The sequence below is a fragment of the Ruminococcus sp. OM06-36AC genome (genome assembly GCF_003438725.1).
GTDB lineage: Bacteria > Bacillota > Clostridia > Oscillospirales > Ruminococcaceae > Ruminococcus_C > Ruminococcus_C callidus.
Map to the genome: position 1 here is coordinate 84,897 of NZ_QSTT01000006.1, position 18,845 is coordinate 103,741.

An 18,845-nucleotide genomic window follows, 5' to 3' on the forward strand; every position below is an offset into this window, starting at 1 on the left:
TAGGCGGTGGAGGGGTTCTTGTGGAATCTTTTGCTTGTTGTGCGAGGTTTCACGGAAGTACCCCTCAGTCACCTGCGGTGACAGTTCAGCACAAGGCACGCCCTGCGGGTGCCCTAAAGGGGAGCCTGAATGTAAAAGAGCCTCCCCTTTAGGGGTGACTCCCCACGGGGTGGGGAGATGCCCGCAGGGCAGAGGGGACCGCTCAGTACGAGGGGAACCGCCGATAGGCGGTGGAGGGGTTCTTGTGTGGAATCTTTTGCCTGTTGTGCGAGGCTTTACGGAAGGTACCCCTCAGTCAGCCTGCGGCTGCCAGCTCAGCACAAGGCACGCCCTACGGGTGCCTTTTCAAGGGAGCCATTTATGGCTTAACAACATAACAAAAACCGCCACACCCATGCACTTTTGCATCTGGGTATGGCGGTTTTGTAATGACTGGAAACGGAATGTTCTCACGTTCCCGCAGGAATCAAACGATTACTTGAAGTATGCGACACCGCTTTCGAAGATCTTCTGATCCTTTTCGCCCGGAACGTTCTGGTACAGGTTCTGTCCGATACGTTCGCTGTGTCCCATTTTGCCCAGCACTCTGCCGTCCGGAGAGGTGATGCCCTCGATCGCCATCATGGAAGTGTTGGGGTTGAAGTGAATGTCCATGGTCGGGTTGCCGTCCATGTCCACGTACTGGGTGGCGATCTGTCCGTTCTTCGCCATGTCTGCCAGCAGTTCCGGCGGAGCAACAAAGCGTCCCTCACCGTGGGAAATGGCTACGGTGTGCACATCGTCCACCTCGGTGCCGTACAGCCACGGGGACTTGTTGGAAGCGATGCGTGTCCGTACCAGCATGGACTGGTGGCGGGCAATGGTGTTGAAGGTCAGCGTCGGGGATACATCGGTCATGTCCATGATCTCGCCGAACGGTACCAGTCCCAGCTTTACCAGTGCCTGGAAGCCGTTGCAGATACCCAGCATCAGACCGTCGCGGTTCTTCAGCAGGTCGTGGACAGCGTCCTTGATGCGGGGGTTGCGGAAGAACGCCGTAATGAACTTACCGCTGCCCTCCGGCTCGTCGCCGCCGCTGAAGCCGCCGGGGATCATGATGATCTGTGCCTGACGAACCATTGCCGCAAAGGTGGTGATAGAATCTTCCATTGCCGCTGCGGACAGGTTGCGGACGATAAAGGTCTGCGGTCTTGCACCGGCACGCTCAAAGACGCGGGCGGTGTCGTATTCGCAGTTGGTGCCGGGGAATACCGGAATCAGCACGCGGGGCTGTGCACTCTTGATCGAAGCGGACAGCGTGGTCTTTCTCGGATAGGACAGCTTTTCCGGAACCTCTGTGGTGGTCTTGATGCGGCAGGGGAATACCGGCTCCAGCTTCTTCTCCCAGACGGACAGCAGCTTGTCCAGCTGGAGGGTGAACTTCGGGCAGACGATCTCCGGCTTTTCGCTGGTGGAACCGATCACGTCCTCGCCGTCCTCTGCATCGCCGCAGAGTTCCAGCAGGAAGCCGCCGCAGCAGGGCTGGAACAGTTCTGCATCTGTCAGCTGGCGGTCAAAGGTGAAGCCGATGCCGTTGCCGAAGCACATCTTGGCAATACCTTCTGCCACGCCGCCGTAGTCGATGACCCAGCCGGCACGAATGCGGCCGGCGGCGATCATTGCTTCGACCTTGTCGAATGTGGCACGAACGCTCTCGAAGCTGGGGATACCGTTTTCGTCAGTTTCCGGACGGAGCATCACGACCTTGTCGCCAGCCTGCTTGAATTCGGTGGAAACCACCTTGTCTGCCTTGGCGGTGGAAACGGCAAAGGATACCAGCGTCGGCGGAACATCAATGTTCTCGAACGTACCGGACATGGAGTCCTTACCGCCGATAGAGCCGCAGGACAGTTCCAGCTGTGCCTTGAATGCACCCAGCAGGGCAGCCATGGGCTTGCCCCAACGCTTGGGATCATTCTGGGTACGCTCGAAGTATTCCTGGAATGTCAGCCAGCAGTGGTGCCAGCTGCCGCCGGCTGCAACGACCTTGGCAATGGAGGTGATGACTGCGTCCATGGCACCCAGATAGGGGTTGCGTTCGCTGACCGTGGGATTATAGCCCCAGCCCATGAGCGAGCAGGTGTTGGTTTCGCCCTTGAGCACCGGAATCTTGGCAGCCATTGCCTGTGAGGGCGACAGCTGGTAGACACCGCCGAAAGGCATCAGCACAGTGCCGGCACCAATGGTGGAGTCGAACTTTTCGATCAGACCCTTCTGGGAGCAGATGTTCAGGCTGGACAGCAGTTCTGTCCATGCGTCTGCACTGTCGGTGAGGGTGGATTCTGCTGCCGGCTGCGGTGCTTCAATGGCAATGTCGGTGTGCTTTACGGCACCGTTGGAGTTCAGGAACTCACGGGACAGGTCAACAATGGTGTTGCCGTTCCAGTGCATCCGCAGGCGGGGTTCTGCCTGTACGGTTGCCACGATCGTAGCTTCCAGATTTTCCTTGCCGGCTTCCTTGATGAACTTGTCGGCATCTTCTGCGGCAACCACCACAGCCATACGTTCCTGCGATTCGCTGATCGCGATCTCTGTGCCGTCCAGACCGTCATACTTTTTCGGTACGGCGTTCAGATCGATCTCCAGACCGTCGGTCAGTTCGCCGATCGCAACGGAAACGCCGCCTGCACCGAAGTCGTTGCAGCGTTTGATCATCTGTGTCACAGTGGGGTTGCGGAACAGACGCTGAAGTTTGCGTTCTTCCGGAGCGTTACCCTTCTGGACTTCTGCACCGCAGTGTCCCAGAGATTCCACGGTGTGGGACTTGGAAGAACCGGTCGCACCGCCGCAGCCGTCACGTCCGGTCTTGCCGCCCAGCAGAATGACAATATCGCCGGGGACGGGGGCTTCTCTGCGGATATTGGAAGCCGGAGCAGCACCCAGTACCGCACCGATCTCCATACGCTTCGCCATGTAGCCGGGGTGGTATACCTCTGCCACGTGGCCGGTTGCCAGACCGATCTGGTTGCCGTAGGAGCTGTAGCCGTTGGCAGCACCCACGGTGATCTTTCTCTGGGGCAGCTTGCCGGCAATGGTATCCTCTACCGGCACCAGCGGATTGGCTGCACCGGTGACACGCATTGCCTGATATACGTAGGAACGTCCCGACAGCGGGTCACGGATCGCACCGCCCAGACAGGTCGCAGCACCGCCGAACGGCTCGATCTCGGTGGGGTGGTTGTGGGTTTCGTTCTTGAACATGAGGATCCAGTCCTCTTCTTTGCCGTCGATGTCCACCTTGATCTTGACGGAGCAGGCGTTGATCTCCTCGCTCTCGTCCAGATCGTTCAGCTTGCCGTCCGCTTTCAGCTTCTTGGCAGCGATGGTTGCCAAGTCCATGAGCGTCATGGGCTTTTCGCCTCTGCCCAGTTCCTGCCGGACGGTGCAGTATGCGTCATAGGTTTCCCTGATATAGTCGGTGGGAATGTCCACGTCGGAAATCTGTGTCAGGAATGTGGTGTGGCGGCAGTGGTCAGACCAGTAGGTATCGATCATGCGAACCTCGGTAATGGTGGGGTCGCGGTGTTCGGTATCGCGGAAGTATTTCTGGCAGAACTGAATGTCGCCGAGATCCATTGCCAGACCGTAGTCAGCGATGAACTGTTTCAGTTCGTCCTCCGACAGGGAGATGAAGCCGGTGAGGGTTTCTACTGTTGTCGGAATGGTATAGTTGGTGTCCAGTGTTTCCGGCAGTTCCGGAGAAGCTTCGCGGCGTTCCACCGGATTGATGAGATACTTTTTCAGACGGTCGAATTCTGCATCGGTCAGGTTGCCGGTAACGACGTAGACATCTGCTGTGCGGACACGGCAGCGTTCGCCCTGAAGCAGGATCTGGATACACTGCTCGCAGCTGTCGGCACGCTGGTCGAACTGTCCCGGCAGGTATTCGGTCGCGAATGTCCGCTGCCCTTCTTCCAGAGCCGGCAGTTCTGTGTAGGTGTGATCCACCGCCGGTTCAGAAAATACGGTGGGAACGGCACGCTGGAAAGCTTCTGCCGTCAGATGATCTGCATCATAGCGGTGGAAAATGCGAATGTCGGTGACATTCAGACGGAGTGCGGTCTGCACGTCGCTCAGAACAGAGCGGGCTTCTACCGCGAATTCCGGCTTTTTCTCCACATAAATACGAAAAACAGACATGGTAAATCTCCTTTATTTTGGATTTGCGGGTGCTGCGATTGTGGTGGGGACTACGGAAGCCAGCACATGTGGAAGAAGATTCCACAAGAAATCCCTCCACCGCCTAACGGCGGTCCCCCTCCCTTTTCAAGGGAGGCTTATTTCAGGCTCCCTTGAAAAGGGAGCTGGCAGCCGCAGGCTGACTGAGGGATTTTTTTATGTAACCTCGCACATTACGCAAAAGATTCCACGAAAGAACCCCTCCACCGCCTGTCGGCGGTCCCCCTCCCCTAAAGGGGAGGCTGATTTGGCAGACTGGTTCAAGGAAGCCTGATTTTGGGGCACACGGGGCGATGTGGGCATCGCCCCTTACAGGGCTGTCCTTTCGTCAAAACTGGATTCTGTCAGTATCCCATAGCAGCATTCCGCATCACTCTCTACTATTCTAACACAAAAAACGCGATTACGCAAACTTTTTTTTGGATTTTTTGCAGAAATTCGCACAACGGTGCCGTTCGGGGTATGTCCCACGTGGTAGCCGTCGCCCCGTTCCCGTTCAAAAAGTACTGGAAATTCCTTGCCAATCTGGCTTTTCAGGAAGTTTTCCTTTGCGGTTTTCGCCGCTTTCTGGGCACGTTCCATGCGGCTGGTTTTTTCGGCTCCGCTGCACTGGTCGGGGAACTGTGCGGCACGGGTGCCGGCTCTGGGGGAATAGCGGAACACGTGCATGGCGGCGAAGCCCATGCGTTCCGCAAACGCCAGCGAGGTCTGAAAGTCCACTTCGCTCTCGGCGGGAAAGCCCACCATGAAATCCGTGGTAATGGCACAGTCGGGGAAGTACCGCCGGATCCTCCGGCAGATCTCCGCGTATTCCGCACTGTCGTATTTCCGGTTCATGGCATGCAGTGTCTTGTCACAGCCGCTTTGCAGGGACAGGTGGAACTGGGGGCAGAACTGGGGCAGGGCTGCCAGTCGGGAAAGCTGTTCCTCGGTCAGCCGTTCCGGTTCGAGAGAACCCAGCCGGACACGCTCCACGCCGGCGGTGCGGGCACAGCACTCCACGGCTTCTGCCAGCGAGCCGCCCCACTCCATGCCGTAGAAGCCCAGATTGATGCCGCAGAGGACGATCTCCCGATAGCCGTTTTTCGCAAAGGCAGCGGCTCCGGCGGCAACGTCTTTCAGCGAAAGGCTCCGGCAGCGTCCCCGTGCGTAGGGAATGATGCAGTAGCTGCAAAAGCAGTTGCACCCGTCCTGGATCTTCAGGAATGCACGGGTGTTGTCCGGCATGGTGTCACAGGGGAGCACCTCGAAATCGTCCTGTCGGGCGTAGCTGTCCACGGCGGCGATGCGGGCGTGGTTCTGGCACAGCTGGGCGAGCAGTGCCGGCAGACGGCTGCGGTGCTTGGTGCCGATAATCAGATCGGCTTCGGGGATCGCCGCAGCCTGTTCCGGATACGCCTGCGGATAGCAGCCGGTGAGCACCAGCAGAGCGTCGGGGTGTTCCCGCCGGACTTTTCGCATGGCGTGGTGCAGGCGGCTGTCGCCGGAGGCGGTGACGGTGCAGGAGTTGAACAAAAAGATGTCTGCCTGCTCCGGCTGGGAAACCACGGTATAGCCGGCGTTTTGCAGCAGGGACTGCATGCCGGCGGTTTCACAGGTGTTCACCTTGCAGCCGAATGTGTAAAAATAACAGTTCAAGTTTGGGTGTGACCTCCTCGGGGGAAAGATCCGGCAGCTTTTTCGACGGAATCTGCGGAAAAACCACCGGATTTTCCCGAAATCTTTGTGTCATTTTCACCGGATTTTCATGAAAATTAACGTCACTGTCAAAAAAGCAGCGGCGATTTCATCATCTATTATACTATATCGACGAAAATGTTGCAATCATCTTGACAAGAAAAATTTTTCGTGGTAGACTATAAGTACAGAAACGGAAGGCGTCAGAAACTTCTAAAAGAAAGCATGATGCGGTGTGCACGTTGCCGCAGCGTGGAGTTTGCTTTTCGTTCTGCAATTTATTGTGACACCGGAAGGGCGAGAGGTAACCCCTTCAAGAGGAGGTAATTGTTATGTATGAAACCACAATTCAGCTGAATGCAATCAATGATGTAAAGGATTTCGTAAACAAGGTTATGCTGTTTAACTATGACATTGATCTGGTGTCCGGTCGTTATGCCATCGATGCAAAGTCGATCATGGGCATTTTCAGCCTGGATCTGTCCAAGCCGATCAAGCTGCAGGCACACACCGATGATCCGGAAAAGCTGGTAGAATCTATCGGCAAGTACATTGTCAAGTAAGCACAGATTATTTTGAGAACACACATCTTTTCAAAGATTGAGTAGAATAGTAAGAGGGAAAGACGGCACTCCGGCAACGGGGTGCCGTTTTTCTGTTTTGGGGTGTGGGAAGAGCCTCCCTTGAAAAGGGAGGGGGACCAGCGAAGCTGGTGGAGGGATACTGCTGAGATCTTTTGCATAATGTTTCAGATTTACGCAAAAATCCCTCAGTCACCTGCGGTGCCAGCTCCCCTAAAGGGGAGCCTGAATAACAAAGGGGAAGCCTAATTGATAACACAAACCCCAGCCATTCCGCCGCTGCAAAACACCGCATACCCGCACCCTGTGCGGCATATTTTATACAAAATACAAAACGAATTCGGGAGGGTGTGCTTATGAAACGTTATGCGGCGTTGCTGTGCTGCGGAGTGCTGTTGTTCTGGTGGCTGCTGCCGGGAAGTCCGGCGGCGGTTTCGGCGGCGGAGGAGCCGGAGATCCCTGCGGCTGCCTATGCCCTGCTGGAGGCAGAAACCGGCACGGTGCTGCTGGAATCCCACGGCAGTGACCGGCTGCCCTGCGGGGCGATGGCGAAGCTGATGACGGCATTGCTGGCGGCGGAGCAGCTGGAGCAGGGGGCGTGGACAACGGACACGGTGCTCACTGCCACAGACGCGGTGACCGGCACCAAGGGGGCTGTGATCTGGCTCACCGCCGGCGAGGAAATGACTGTGGGGGACTTGCTGAAAGGGCTGATCGTGGGGAACGCCAACGATGCCGCCGTTGTGCTTGCCGCAGCTGCCGCCGGTGACACGAAGCAGTTCGTCATGGACATGAACGCCCGTGCCTTTGATCTGGGCATGCGGGACACGTGGTTCACCAGCCCCCAGGGGAACACCGACACCAGCTACACCACCGCGGCAGATCTGGGACGGCTCTGCTGTGCTCTGGCGAAAAAGACAGCGTTGCAGCCCTATTTCCGGACGTGGCGGGATTTCCTGCGGGGAGAAGCCACGGAACTGGTCAACGAAAACACCTTTTCCCGTACCGACGAAACCAGCATCGGCTTCAAGGCTTGTCACAGCGAAGCGGAGGGCTGGAGCATTGCCGCCGGTGCCAGGCGGAACGGCATGCAGTGCGTGGCGGTGGTGCTGGGGTGCGGGGACACCGACAGCCGCTTCACTCTGGCGAAACAGCTGCTGCGGAAGGGCTTCGCCGGCTGGAAAGTGGTGCAGCCCCAGCTGTCCGGCGAGTTCCTCTATCCGGTACAAGTCCGCGGCGGCGTGGAACGGGCAGTGCTGGCGGAGTCGGGGCCGCTGAAAGGGCTGGTGGTACCACGCAGCTGCACGGAGCTGGAAACCGTTATGGTACTGCCCCGTTTTGTGCAGGCTCCCGTCCGGAAAGGGCAGAAGCTGGGGCATGCCGCGTTCTATCAGGGGAACACGTTGTTATATGAAACTGACGTGGCGGCGGCTGATGCAGTGCCGGTGCGGGACTTCTGGGACGCTCTGTATCAAATAACGGTCAAAATGCTTAAAATGTAATCGGAAAAATTGTGTAGATTATACAAGAATCCAGATACCCCTTGCAATCTGCCGCAGAATATAGTATGATATAAGTGGTAAAGTGGTTGGACAGCACCCGTATGTGCAGTTTCTGTCAGAGCGTTCCTGCGGTCACAAGGGAATGGTCTGGCGGAAGCAGCGTTTTTCGCCGTACTGTCCAACGCCTTGAGAAGAAAGTGGAGGGAAATTGTACTATGTCTTCTGTAAAGCTGAATACAAAATATCTGGCAAACTATGTGAATCCGGACGAACTGACCGGAATCCGTCATCAGGTGGAAGCATCTGCAAAGATGCTGCACGAAAAGAACGGTCTGGGTTCTGATTTTCTGGGCTGGCTGACACTGCCGACCGACTATGACAAGGAAGAATTCGCAAGAATTCAGGCGGCTGCCAAGAAGATCCAGAAGAATTCTGAGGTACTGGTCGTGATCGGTATCGGCGGTTCTTATCTGGGTGCCCGTGCGGCAATCGAATTCCTGAAGTCCCCGTTCTACAACAACCTGAAGAAGGACACGCCGGACATCTACTATGTGGGCAACAACATCAACCCCACCTACCTGAACGAAGTGATCTCGATCTGCGAGGGCAGAGATTTCTCTGTCAATGTCATTTCCAAGTCCGGCACGACCACAGAGCCGGCTCTGGCATTCCGTGTGTTCAAGCAGCTGGTAGAAAAGAAGTACGGCAAGGACGGTGCCAAGGATCACATCTTTGCAACCACAGATAAGGCAAAGGGCACACTGAAGTCCCTGTCCGACACAGAGGGCTATGAAACTTTCGTGGTTCCGGACGATGTGGGCGGCCGTTACTCCGTTCTGACTGCTGTAGGTCTGCTGCCGATCGCAGTTGCCGGCTGTGACATCGAAGCCCTGATGGCTGGTGCCGCAGAAGCACAGAAGGAACTCACCGCAGATTTCGACAACAACGACTGCTACAAGTATGCTGCACTGCGGAACATTCTGTACCGCAAGGGCAAGAACGTGGAAATGCTGGTTTCCTATGAGCCCAGCTTCGTGACCATGGCAGAATGGTACAAGCAGCTGTTCGGCGAAAGCGAAGGCAAGGACAACAAGGGCATTTTCCCGTCCTCCGCAGTATTCTCCACCGACCTGCACTCTATGGGTCAGTATATTCAGGAAGGCAGCCGCATTCTGTTCGAAACCGTTGTGGACATCAAGAAGCCGAAGCAGGACTTCTATCTGGAACCGGACGCAGAGAATCTGGACGGTCTGAACTTCCTGACCAACCAGAACATGTCTGTGGTAAACCGCAAGGCTCTGGAAGGCGTTGTTCTGGCACACACCGACGGCGGCGTACCGAATATGATCCTCGAGGTAGAGGACGTTTCTGAAAAGAGCCTCGGCTATCTGATCTACTTCTTCGAAAAGGCTTGTGCAGTTTCCGGCTATCTGCTGGGCGTAAACCCGTTCAACCAGCCGGGTGTAGAAAGCTACAAGAAGAATATGTTCGCTCTGCTGGGCAAGCCGGGCTATGAAGACCAGAAGGCTGCTCTGGAAGCAAAGCTGGCAGAATAACGGGCAAATACTTTATGTATTCAACAGCCGGTGATGCGGCTGTGAAGGAATAAACAAGTACCGGAATTCCGGTGCGAAAGGAGTTATCATCATGATTCGACTGATTACAGGTAAAAAGGGAAGCGGTAAGACCAAGATCATTATCGATAGAATCAACACAGCAGTCAAGAACACCAACGGCTGTCTGGTTTGCATCGAAAAGGGCGAAACACTGCGTCGTTCCATCAGCTACAAGGTTAGATGGTGCGATACAGAGCAGTTTGCGATCGACACCTTCGATGCATTCTATGGTTTCGTAGCAGGCATGCTGGCTGGCAACTATGACATCAAGGAAATCTATGTAGACGGTATCCTGAAGATCGCTGGTGCGGACTTCGAGGAACTGGGACGTACTCTGGAAAAGCTGGACAAGCTGACCGGCGACGATTCCGTTGTGACTTTCACCGTTTCCGCAGACGTTTCCGAACTGCCGGCTTCTGTGACCAAGTTCGTAGACTAATAGGTCTGGATTCCCGATAACAGGGAAAAATGCTGCTTTTTTCGAATTTTTTGAAAAAGGACTTGACAAGGCAGCTGGAAATTTGTTATAATAAATGATGCAATGCGTGAAAGGAACAGGTATGATTCTACAGTTACGGGAGATTTTTCAGATAGAGGGCATGCATCTGCCGGTGGATTATACGATCTCGCTGGAAGAACTGTCCGAGGTACGCGGCTATACATTTGCCGCACCGGTGTCTGTACAGGGCGAGTTTTCGAACCGTGCCGGTATCGTGACACTGAAATATACCGTTTCCTGTACCTTAGATGCGGTCTGTGACCGCTGTCTGGCGGAACTGCGGCGGGACTATTCGTATGACTTTTCTCACACAGTCGTACCGTCCCTCCAGAGCGAAGGCGACATCTATGATACATACCTCGTCGCACAACACGACAGCATTGATATGAATGAGACAGCAATCTCAGACCTTTTGCTCATGCTGCCGACAAAGATGCTTTGTCGGGAGGACTGCAAGGGTTTGTGCGATATTTGCGGGTGCAATCTGAACGAAACCACCTGCGACTGTCGAAAGTAGAAGGAGGTGCCAAAACATGGCTGTACCGAAGAATAAGGTCTCCAAGGCAAGACGTAACAAAAGACGTTCTGCTGTTTGGAAGCTCGATGCACCTGCAATGAGCACATGCAGCAACTGCGGTGCGTTCAAAGCTCCGCACAAGGTCTGCAAGAACTGCGGATTTTACAAGGGCGTTGCTGTTCTGAAGATGGACGATGCAGAATAAGTGCTGACTGACAAGACGATTTTGTTTTGTACGAGGAGGAGAGGCGGCTTGTGTCGCCTCTCTTTTTTGTATGCTGTCCTCGGATTGGGGGCATGATAGCGGGGAAGTCACTTTTGAAAAGTGAGGGGAACCAGCGAAGCTGGTAGAGTGGTTCTTCTGTGGAATCTTTTGCTTGGTGTAAAAGCTTTAGGGATAACCCCTCAGTCAGTGCTACGCACTGCTAGCTCAGCACAAGGCACGCCCTTCGGGTGCCCTTTCAGGGGAGCCTAATATGAAACCTTTCAAAGAAGGCATACTACAGTACAGCGTTTCTGACTGGAAATAGAACGAATCAAAAAATCAAGGAGATGAAAAATCATATGGCATTACCTGTTGTAGCGGTGGTGGGACGACCCAATGTGGGAAAGTCCACGCTGTTTAATAAGCTGATCGGACAGCGGTTGTCGATCGTCGAGGATACCCCCGGCGTGACCCGCGACCGGATCTATGCCAAGGGCGAATGGCGGAACCGTTCGTTCATGCTGGTGGATACCGGCGGTATCGAAACGGTGACCGATGACGTGATTCTGAAGCAGATGCGGCGGCAGGCGGAACTGGCGATCGAACGGGCGGACGTGATCGTGCTGGTGACTGACGTTCGCTGCGGCGTGACGGCTGATGACAGTGCCGTGGCAAGCATGCTCCAGAAAAGCGGCAAGCCGGTGGTTCTGGCTGTCAACAAGTGCGATTCTATCGGGGAACCGCCGATGGAACTGTATGAGTTCTACAATCTGGGCATCGGCGACCCGTTTCCGATCTCCGCGGCACACGGTCACGGCACCGGCGATATGCTGGACGCAGTTTACGATCTGCTGCCGCCGGAGGATCAGCTGGAGGACGACGAAGATGCCATTCATGTGGCAATTATCGGCAAGCCCAATGTGGGCAAGTCCTCGTTGGTGAACCGTATCGCCGGCGAAGAACGGGCGATCGTGTCCAATGTTGCCGGCACCACCCGTGATGCGACGGATACGACTGTGGAAAACGAGGACGGCAAGTTCGTGCTGATCGACACTGCCGGTATCCGGAAAAAAGCCCGCGTTACCGAGCGAATCGAACACTACAGTGTGCTGCGTGCCTATATGGCGGTAGACCGTGCGGACGTGTGCCTGATTCTGATCGATGCCACAGAGGGCTTCACGGAACAGGATTCCAAGGTTGCCGGCTATGCCCACGAACAGGGCAAGGCTTCCATTATCGTGGTCAACAAGTGGGATCTGATTGAAAAGGACAACACCACCATGAAGGAGTTCGAGGAAAAATTGCAGCGGGATTTCAGCTTCATGTCCTACGCTCCGTTCGTGTTCATTTCTGCAAAGACGGGGCAGCGTGTGCCCAAGCTGTTCGCAAAGATTCGCGAAGTCTACGAGCAGAACGCTATGCGGATCTCCACAGGCATGCTGAACGATGTGCTGGCATATGCTACCACACGGGTGCAGCCGCCCTCGGATAAAGGCCGCCGCCTGAAGATCTATTATATGACGCAGGCAAGCACCAAGCCGCCGACGTTTGTCATTTTTGTCAACCGTGCAGATCTGTTCCACTTCTCCTATCAGCGGTATATCGAGAACCAGATCCGTTCCACCTTCGGACTGACCGGAACGCCGGTGCGGTTTGTGGTGCGGGAACGGGCGAGAGATGAAAAATAACGGGAGAGAATATCATGCTGATTCTTGCAATACTCATTTCTGCGGTGCTGTCCTATCTGCTGGGCAGTTTCAACAGTTCCATTCTGGTGGTGCGGCTGCTGAAGCATCAGGATATTCGGGAGTTCGGCAGCCATAACGCCGGTCTGACCAACACGCTCCGCTGCTTCGGCAAGGGCTGTGCCGCGTTGACGCTGGTGGGCGATCTGGCAAAGGGCATTGTTGCCGTGCTGCTGTCCAAGGGCATCTGCGAACTGCTGGGTACAGGGCTGACGGCACAGAACGATGTGCATTTCATCGGCTATATTGCCGGTATTTTCGCAATTCTGGGACACGTGTTCCCGATCTATTACCACTTCAAAGGCGGAAAAGGTGTGCTGGTGGGCGTGTCGGTCTTTCTGGGCATTGACTGGAAAGTGTTCCTCTGCCTGATCGTCATTTTCGCTGTGGTGCTGGCAATCTCGAAGTACGTTTCCCTCGGCTCGATCATCGCGGCGGCATGCTGTCCGGTGGTGACGTTTTTGTTCCAGTTCTGGCAGCGGGGCGATCTGCCCATGTGGTACCTCTGGCTCAATACCGGACTGGCGGCACTGATGGGGGCGTGGGTCATCTATATGCACCGCACCAATATCCAGCGGCTCAAAGCCGGCAATGAAAACAAGTTTTCGTTCCATTCGAAAAAGGCGTAGGGGTTCCTTGTGGAATCTTTTGCTTGATGTGCTAGGTCTTACGGAAGTACCCCTCAGTCACCTGCGGTGACAGCTCTCCTTTCAGGGGAGCCTATGTACAAATAAGCCTCCCCTGAAAGGGGAGGGGGACCAGCGAAGCTGGTGGAGGGGTTCTGTGGAATCTTTTGCTTGATGTTTTAGATTACACGGAAGTACCCCTCAGTCAAGCCTGCGGCTTGCCAGCTCCCCTTTCAGGGGAGCCTGAATGTAAAAGCCTCCCCTGAAAGGGGAGGGGAACCGCCGCTAGGCGGTGGAGGGATTCTTTGTGGAATCTTTTGCTTGGTGTAAAGGATTTACGTAATAATCCCTCAGTCAGCCTGCGGCTGCCAGCTCCCTTTTCAAGGGAGCCTAAAATGAAAGAGAGAGCCCGAAATTGTAAAGGAGGTTCATATGGCAAAAATCACGATTCTTGGTGCAGGCGGCTTCGGTGTCAGCCTTGCCATTGCAGCATTTCAGAACGGGCATACCGTTACGGTCTGGGATATTTCCCAGCAGATCGTAGATGCAATTCTGCGGGACGGAGAGCACAAGACCAAGCTTCCGGGGGTAAAGATCCCGAAAGGCATCGGATTCACCACAGACCCTGTCTGTATGGAACACAGCGACATGGTGGTTTTTGTGGTGCCGTCCTTGTATATCCGTTCCGTGGCACAGCGTGTGAAACCCTATCTTGACGAAAATGTCATTCTGGTCAACGCCAGCAAGGGTCTGGAGGAAAAGACGTTTCTCACCATGAGCCAGGTCATTCAGTCGGAATATCCCGACAATGCGGTGGGCGTTATCACTGGCCCGTCCCACGCCGAAGAAGTGGGCAGAGGTGTGCCCACCACCGTGGTGGCTGCGTCCAAAAATGAAGCCGCTGCGGTGCAGATCCAGGAAACGTTCTCCAGTCACACCCTGCGGATCTACATCAACACAGACCCCGTGGGCTGCGAGATCGGTGGGGCATTGAAGAATATCATTGCACTGGCGGCAGGCATCTGCGACGGGCTGCACTGCGGTGACAACACCAAGGCGGCTCTGATGACGCGGGGCATTCACGAGATCACCAATCTGGGTGTCAAAATGGGCGGCAGAGCGGAAACCTTCGGCGGGCTGTCCGGTATCGGTGACCTGATCGTCACCTGTTGCAGCATGCACAGCCGCAACCGCCGTGCCGGAATCCTGATCGGCGAGGGAACTTCTCCCGAAGATGCGGTCAAGCAGGTGGGCACGGTAGAGGGCTATTACTGCTGCCACGCCGCGTGGGAACTGGCACAGCAGCACGGCGTTTCCATGCCCATTACGGAACAGCTGTACCATATCCTGTTCGACGGTGCTGAGCCGCAGCAGGCACTGAACAACCTCATGAACCGCCCGAAAAAACATGAGTATGAGGAGTTCTGATTTTCGCTCCTTTTCAAAAATGTGCTTTCTCTTTAGGGGAGAGTTTGTCGCAGATGGTGGAGGGGTTCTCTGTGGAATCTTTTGCTTGATGTGTTAGGTTACACGGAAGTACCCCTCAGTCAAGCCTGCGGCTTGCCAGCTCAGCACAAGGCACGCCCTGCGGGTGCCCTTTCAGGGGAGCCCTATATAAGCCTCCCCTGAAAGGGGTGACTCCCCACGGGGTGGGGAGATGCCCGCAGGGCAGAGGGGACCGCTCAGTACGAGGGGGACCGTCGCAGACGGTGGAGGGGTTCTTTGTGGAATCTTTTGCTTGATGTGCTAGGTTTCACGGAAGCACCCCTCAGTCACCTGCGGCTGCCAGCTCCCCTAAAGGGGAGCCTATATACAAATAAGCCTCCCCTGAAAGGGGAGGGGGACCAGCGAAGCTGGTGGAGGGGTTCTCTGTGGAATCTTTTGCTTGATGTGCTAGGTTACACGGAAGTACCCCTCAGTCAAGCCTGCGGCTTGCCAGCTCCCCTAAAGGGGAGCCTATATATAAATAAGCCTCCCCTTTAGGGGAGGGGGACCAGCGAAGCTGGTGGAGGGGTTCTTTGTAGAATCTTTTGCTTGATGTGTTAGGTTACACAGAAGCACCCCTCAGTCACCTGCGGTGACAGCTCAGCACAAGGCACGCCCTTCGGGTGCCCTAAAGGGGAGCCTAAAGTGAAAGCCTTTCTTTTCCATTCCTCACGTCCGCTTTCCAATCCACATTGCAGCGAGGTGCAGCATTATGCTAGATTATCGAATGGACACGTTTTTGTCCCTGTGTGAAACCAAAAGCTATACCAAGACGGCTGCGATTCTCCACCTGACACAGCCCTCTGTGACCCAGCATATCAAGTATCTGGAGCATTTCTACCAGTGCCCGCTGTTTCACTACGACGGCAAACAGGTGGAAATGACGGAGGCGGGGCAGTATCTGCGGGACAAGGTGATTCTCCAGCGTGCCCAGAATGTGGAAATTCGCAAACGGCTCCAGCAGATGCAGGAACCGATCTCCTTTGACATCGGGCTGACTCCGTCTGCCACATTTTCCTTTGCACTGCCGCGGCTTTGTACCTATGTCAACCGCAATGCAGAACCGCGGATACAGTTTCATGTGAGCAACACCCGCCGGCTGCTGCGGGGCATGCAGAACGGCATGCTGGATGCGATCATCATGGAGGGCGAAATTCCCGATATGCTGGTGGAAGCCACGGAACTGTGTCGGGAAAATATCATTGCCGCCGCCAGTCCGGAACTTTCGGAAGAACTATACGGCTGTACATGGAGCACTCTGCTGAAACAGCCCCTGATCGTGCTGGAAACCGGCTGCGGGATCCGGACGCTGGTACAGCGGCACCTGAGCCGCAGCGGCATTTCGCTCTACGATTTTCGGGAAGTCATTGAGGTGGACTCCTTTATTGTGCTGAAAGAACTGCTCCGGCAGGGGCTGGGGATCGCCTTTGTGCTGGAACCCACCATTCAGCAGGAACGGGACGAAAAACGGCTGGGGAGAATCTATGTGGACACCATGCCTATGTATGGCTCTCTCTATTTTGTCACCATGCGGGATCGTGCCGACAATGAACAGCTGTGGAAAATTCGCGACGTGCTGCTGCAAAAGACGTTTTCGGCGGGAAATTGATATTTAATAAAAGCCTCCCTTGAAAGGGGTGGTGGAGGGGCTCTGTGGAATCTTTTGCTTGGTGTAAAAGGTTTGTGAAAGCACCCCTCAGTCACCTGCGGTGACAGCTCCCCTAAAGGGGAGCCTATATACAAATAAGCCTCCCCTTTAGGGGAGGGGGACCAGCGAAGCTGGTGGAGGGGTTCTTATGTGGAATCTTTTGCTTAATGTGCTATGTTACACGGAAGAATCCCTCAGTCAGCCTGCGGCTGCCAGCTCCCTTTTCAAGGGAGCCTATGTACAAATAAGCCTCCCTTGAAAAGGGAGGGGGACCGCCGCTAGGCGGTGGAGGGATTCTTTGTGGGGAATCTTTTGCTTAATGTGTTATGTTACACGGAAGAATCCCTCAGTCAGCCTGCGGCTGCCAGCTCCCTTTTCAAGGGAGCCTGAATAAATGCCTCCCCTGAAAGGGGAGGGGGACCAGCGAAGCTGGTGGAGGGGTTCTGTGGAATCTTTTGCGTGATGTGCGAGGTTACACGGAAGTACCCCTCAGTCACCTGCGGTGACAGCTCCCCTAAAGGGGAGCCTATATACAAATAAGCCGCCTCTTTTCCGGAGGCTCATTTCCACACATACCAATTCATAAGGAGGTACTGTCCATGCAGGGAAACTATTTGGAACAAGCACTAGGCATGATTCACTCGCGGCGGCTCGCGGCGGAACAGCAGAATCGGGAACGCATTATGGAAATTGAAAGCCGCATTCCGGAGGTGTCGGAGGTCAACTACCAGATGTTCCGCACCAGCCGCGACCTGATGCAGATCATCGTCAAGGGCGAAAACACGAAAGAACGGGTGGCAGCCCTGCGGCAGCAGAATTTACAGGCTCAGGAGATGATCCGCCGGCTTCTGAAAGAACACGGCTATCCGGAGGACTATCTGGAACTCCACTACACCTGCGAAAAATGCCATGACACCGGTTATTTTCAGCAAAAATACTGTACCTGTCTGACCGATCTGATCGCCAAGCTGTCCGCCAGGGAACTGAACAAGAGCGTTCAGTTTGAGCAGTGCAGCTTCGAGAATTTCGACCTGAACTATTATCGGGGCTTCCAGACCGAAAACGGCGGCAGCTGCTATCAGGCAATGGAAAAGGTCTACTTCTTCTGTCAGGAATACGCCCGCCAGTTCACCAACCACTCCAGCAGCATTCTGATGTTCGGGAAGACCGGCCGTGGAAAAACCCACCTCTCTCTCGCCATTGCCAATCGGGTGCTGCAAAACGGATACAATGTTCTCTATGATTCGGCGATCAACTTTCTGCGGCAGGTGGAAAAGGAACACTTCGGCAGAGGCGGCAGCAATGACGACACGCTGGACACGCTGCTGTCCTGCGATCTGCTGATTCTGGACGACCTCGGCACGGAGTTCCACAAGCAGTTCTACCAGTCCACCGTTTACAACATCATCAACACCCGCATGAATCGGGATCTCCCCACCATCATCAGCACCAACCTGAATCACAACGAAATTTCCGCCCTCTACGACGAGCGAATCACTTCCCGCATTTACACCACCTACACCTGCCTGCACTTCGTGGGACAGGATGTGCGGGTGCTGAAAAAGTCGAGAATGCAGAACGGGTGAGTGTAGAAGAAAAGCCTCCCTTTTAGGGGTGACTCCCCACGGGGTGGGGAGATGCCCGCAGGGCAGAGGGGACCGCTCAGTACGAGGGGGACCAGCGAAGCTGGTGGAGGGGTTCTTTTGTGGCACTTTTGCTTGGTGTAAAGGGTTTGCGTAATAATCCCTCAGTCAAGCCTGCGGCTTGCCAGCTCCCTTTTCAAGGGAGCCTGAAATAAGCCTCCCTTGAAAAGGGAGGGGAACCGCCGTTAGGCGGTGGAGGGATTTCTTGTGGAATCTTTTACATGATGTAATAGATTTAGGGGTAACCCCTCAGTCAGTGCTACGCACTGCCAGCTCAGCACAAGGTACGCCCTGCGGGTGCCCTTTCAAGGGAGGCTAATGTTAGAGATTTTTTCACCGGAAACGCCACAGAAATTTGACAAATTATCCAACATATGCTATACTATTGTTGACTGGAGGAGGGGGCTTTGAACGTGGGCGAATATTTCTTCTGTCCCAGATGCGGGCAGGCTTTGCAAAATGGTACGGCCTACTGTCCTGCCTGCGGGCTGCCGCTGACATTTCCGGCGGGAGATCTGTCACCCCGGAAAAACAGCAGCAATTGTCTGGCAGTCACTTCGCTGGTACTGGGCATCTGTTCGATATTGTCCTGCCTGCTGCTCCTGATCGATTCGGTGGGAGGCTTCTTCTGTTTCAACAGCATTCCGCTGGGGGCTGCCGGCGTGGCGTTGGGTATCATTGCCCGCGGAGAGATCCGCAGCCGTGATCCCCGCGGCAGCACGGCTCTGGCAACCGGCGGCATGGTCTGCTCGATCATCGGGCTTTGCATCGGTGTGCTGCTGGTGCTCCTCTCCATAGCGACTTTGGCAGTACTGATTCGGCTGCTGTTTTCTTACATTTAAAACGAGTAAAATAAAACGAGTAAAAAATTCAATTACGGAGG

14 protein-coding genes are annotated in these 18,845 nt (G+C 55.0%); 12 read left to right on the forward strand and 2 right to left on the reverse strand.

Translation table 11 applies throughout. The features are described from left to right. Positions 1 to 474: 474 nt before the first annotated feature. Positions 475 to 4,179 (reverse strand): phosphoribosylformylglycinamidine synthase, encoded by a 3,705-nt coding sequence (locus tag DXB92_RS06760; RefSeq protein ID WP_117733285.1) that lies wholly within the window; start codon positions 4,177 to 4,179, stop codon positions 475 to 477. A 348-nt stretch (positions 4,180 to 4,527) separates the two neighbouring features. Next, positions 4,528 to 5,856: a tRNA (N(6)-L-threonylcarbamoyladenosine(37)-C(2))-methylthiotransferase MtaB gene (gene mtaB, locus DXB92_RS06770; RefSeq protein ID WP_117733287.1), complete on the reverse strand. Its 1,329-nt coding sequence runs from the start codon at positions 5,854 to 5,856 to the stop codon at positions 4,528 to 4,530. 371 nt (positions 5,857 to 6,227) lie between these two features. Between mtaB and DXB92_RS06775 the strand changes: the two genes are divergently transcribed. The 12 genes from DXB92_RS06775 (at position 6,228) to DXB92_RS06835 (ending at position 18,804) form a co-directional block, all read left to right on the forward strand. Then, the gene (locus DXB92_RS06775; RefSeq protein ID WP_021680922.1) at positions 6,228 to 6,458 is read left to right on the forward strand and encodes an HPr family phosphocarrier protein; all 231 of its coding nucleotides are present in this window, start codon (positions 6,228 to 6,230) and stop codon (positions 6,456 to 6,458) included. Positions 6,459 to 6,832: 374 nt separating this feature from the next. After that, positions 6,833 to 7,978, forward strand: coding sequence for a serine hydrolase (locus tag DXB92_RS06780; RefSeq protein ID WP_117733288.1), 1,146 nt, complete (start codon positions 6,833 to 6,835; stop codon positions 7,976 to 7,978). 215 nt (positions 7,979 to 8,193) lie between these two features. Beyond that, a complete protein-coding gene (locus DXB92_RS06785) occupies positions 8,194 to 9,534 on the forward strand; it encodes a glucose-6-phosphate isomerase (RefSeq protein ID WP_021680918.1) in 1,341 nt (446 codons plus the stop codon). 91 nt (positions 9,535 to 9,625) lie between these two features. Further along, positions 9,626 to 10,033 (forward strand): hypothetical protein, encoded by a 408-nt coding sequence (locus tag DXB92_RS06790; protein WP_021680917.1) that lies wholly within the window; start codon positions 9,626 to 9,628, stop codon positions 10,031 to 10,033. A gap of 121 nt (positions 10,034 to 10,154) precedes the next feature. Continuing rightward, complete coding sequence (locus DXB92_RS06795; RefSeq protein WP_040646667.1) at positions 10,155 to 10,610, forward strand: DUF177 domain-containing protein; 456 nt, start codon at positions 10,155 to 10,157, stop codon at positions 10,608 to 10,610. A 16-nt stretch (positions 10,611 to 10,626) separates the two neighbouring features. Continuing rightward, positions 10,627 to 10,815, forward strand: coding sequence for a 50S ribosomal protein L32 (gene rpmF, locus DXB92_RS06800; RefSeq protein ID WP_021680914.1), 189 nt, complete (start codon positions 10,627 to 10,629; stop codon positions 10,813 to 10,815). 359 nt (positions 10,816 to 11,174) lie between these two features. Next, the gene (der, locus tag DXB92_RS06805) at positions 11,175 to 12,503 is read left to right on the forward strand and encodes a ribosome biogenesis GTPase Der (RefSeq protein WP_040646665.1); all 1,329 of its coding nucleotides are present in this window, start codon (positions 11,175 to 11,177) and stop codon (positions 12,501 to 12,503) included. Positions 12,504 to 12,517: 14 nt separating this feature from the next. Further along, entirely contained in the window at positions 12,518 to 13,189 is a 672-nt protein-coding gene (gene plsY / locus DXB92_RS06810; protein ID WP_021680912.1) for a glycerol-3-phosphate 1-O-acyltransferase PlsY, read from the forward strand. Positions 13,190 to 13,618: 429 nt separating this feature from the next. Next, positions 13,619 to 14,614 (forward strand): NAD(P)H-dependent glycerol-3-phosphate dehydrogenase, encoded by a 996-nt coding sequence (locus DXB92_RS06815; protein WP_021680911.1) that lies wholly within the window; start codon positions 13,619 to 13,621, stop codon positions 14,612 to 14,614. A 769-nt stretch (positions 14,615 to 15,383) separates the two neighbouring features. Then, a complete protein-coding gene (locus DXB92_RS06825; protein ID WP_040646663.1) occupies positions 15,384 to 16,280 on the forward strand; it encodes a LysR family transcriptional regulator in 897 nt (298 codons plus the stop codon). Positions 16,281 to 16,918: 638 nt separating this feature from the next. Further along, the gene (locus tag DXB92_RS06830; protein ID WP_117733290.1) at positions 16,919 to 17,905 is read left to right on the forward strand and encodes an ATP-binding protein; all 987 of its coding nucleotides are present in this window, start codon (positions 16,919 to 16,921) and stop codon (positions 17,903 to 17,905) included. A 470-nt stretch (positions 17,906 to 18,375) separates the two neighbouring features. After that, the gene (locus DXB92_RS06835) at positions 18,376 to 18,804 is read left to right on the forward strand and encodes a zinc-ribbon domain-containing protein (RefSeq protein WP_181976946.1); all 429 of its coding nucleotides are present in this window, start codon (positions 18,376 to 18,378) and stop codon (positions 18,802 to 18,804) included. Positions 18,805 to 18,845: the final 41 nt, after the last annotated feature.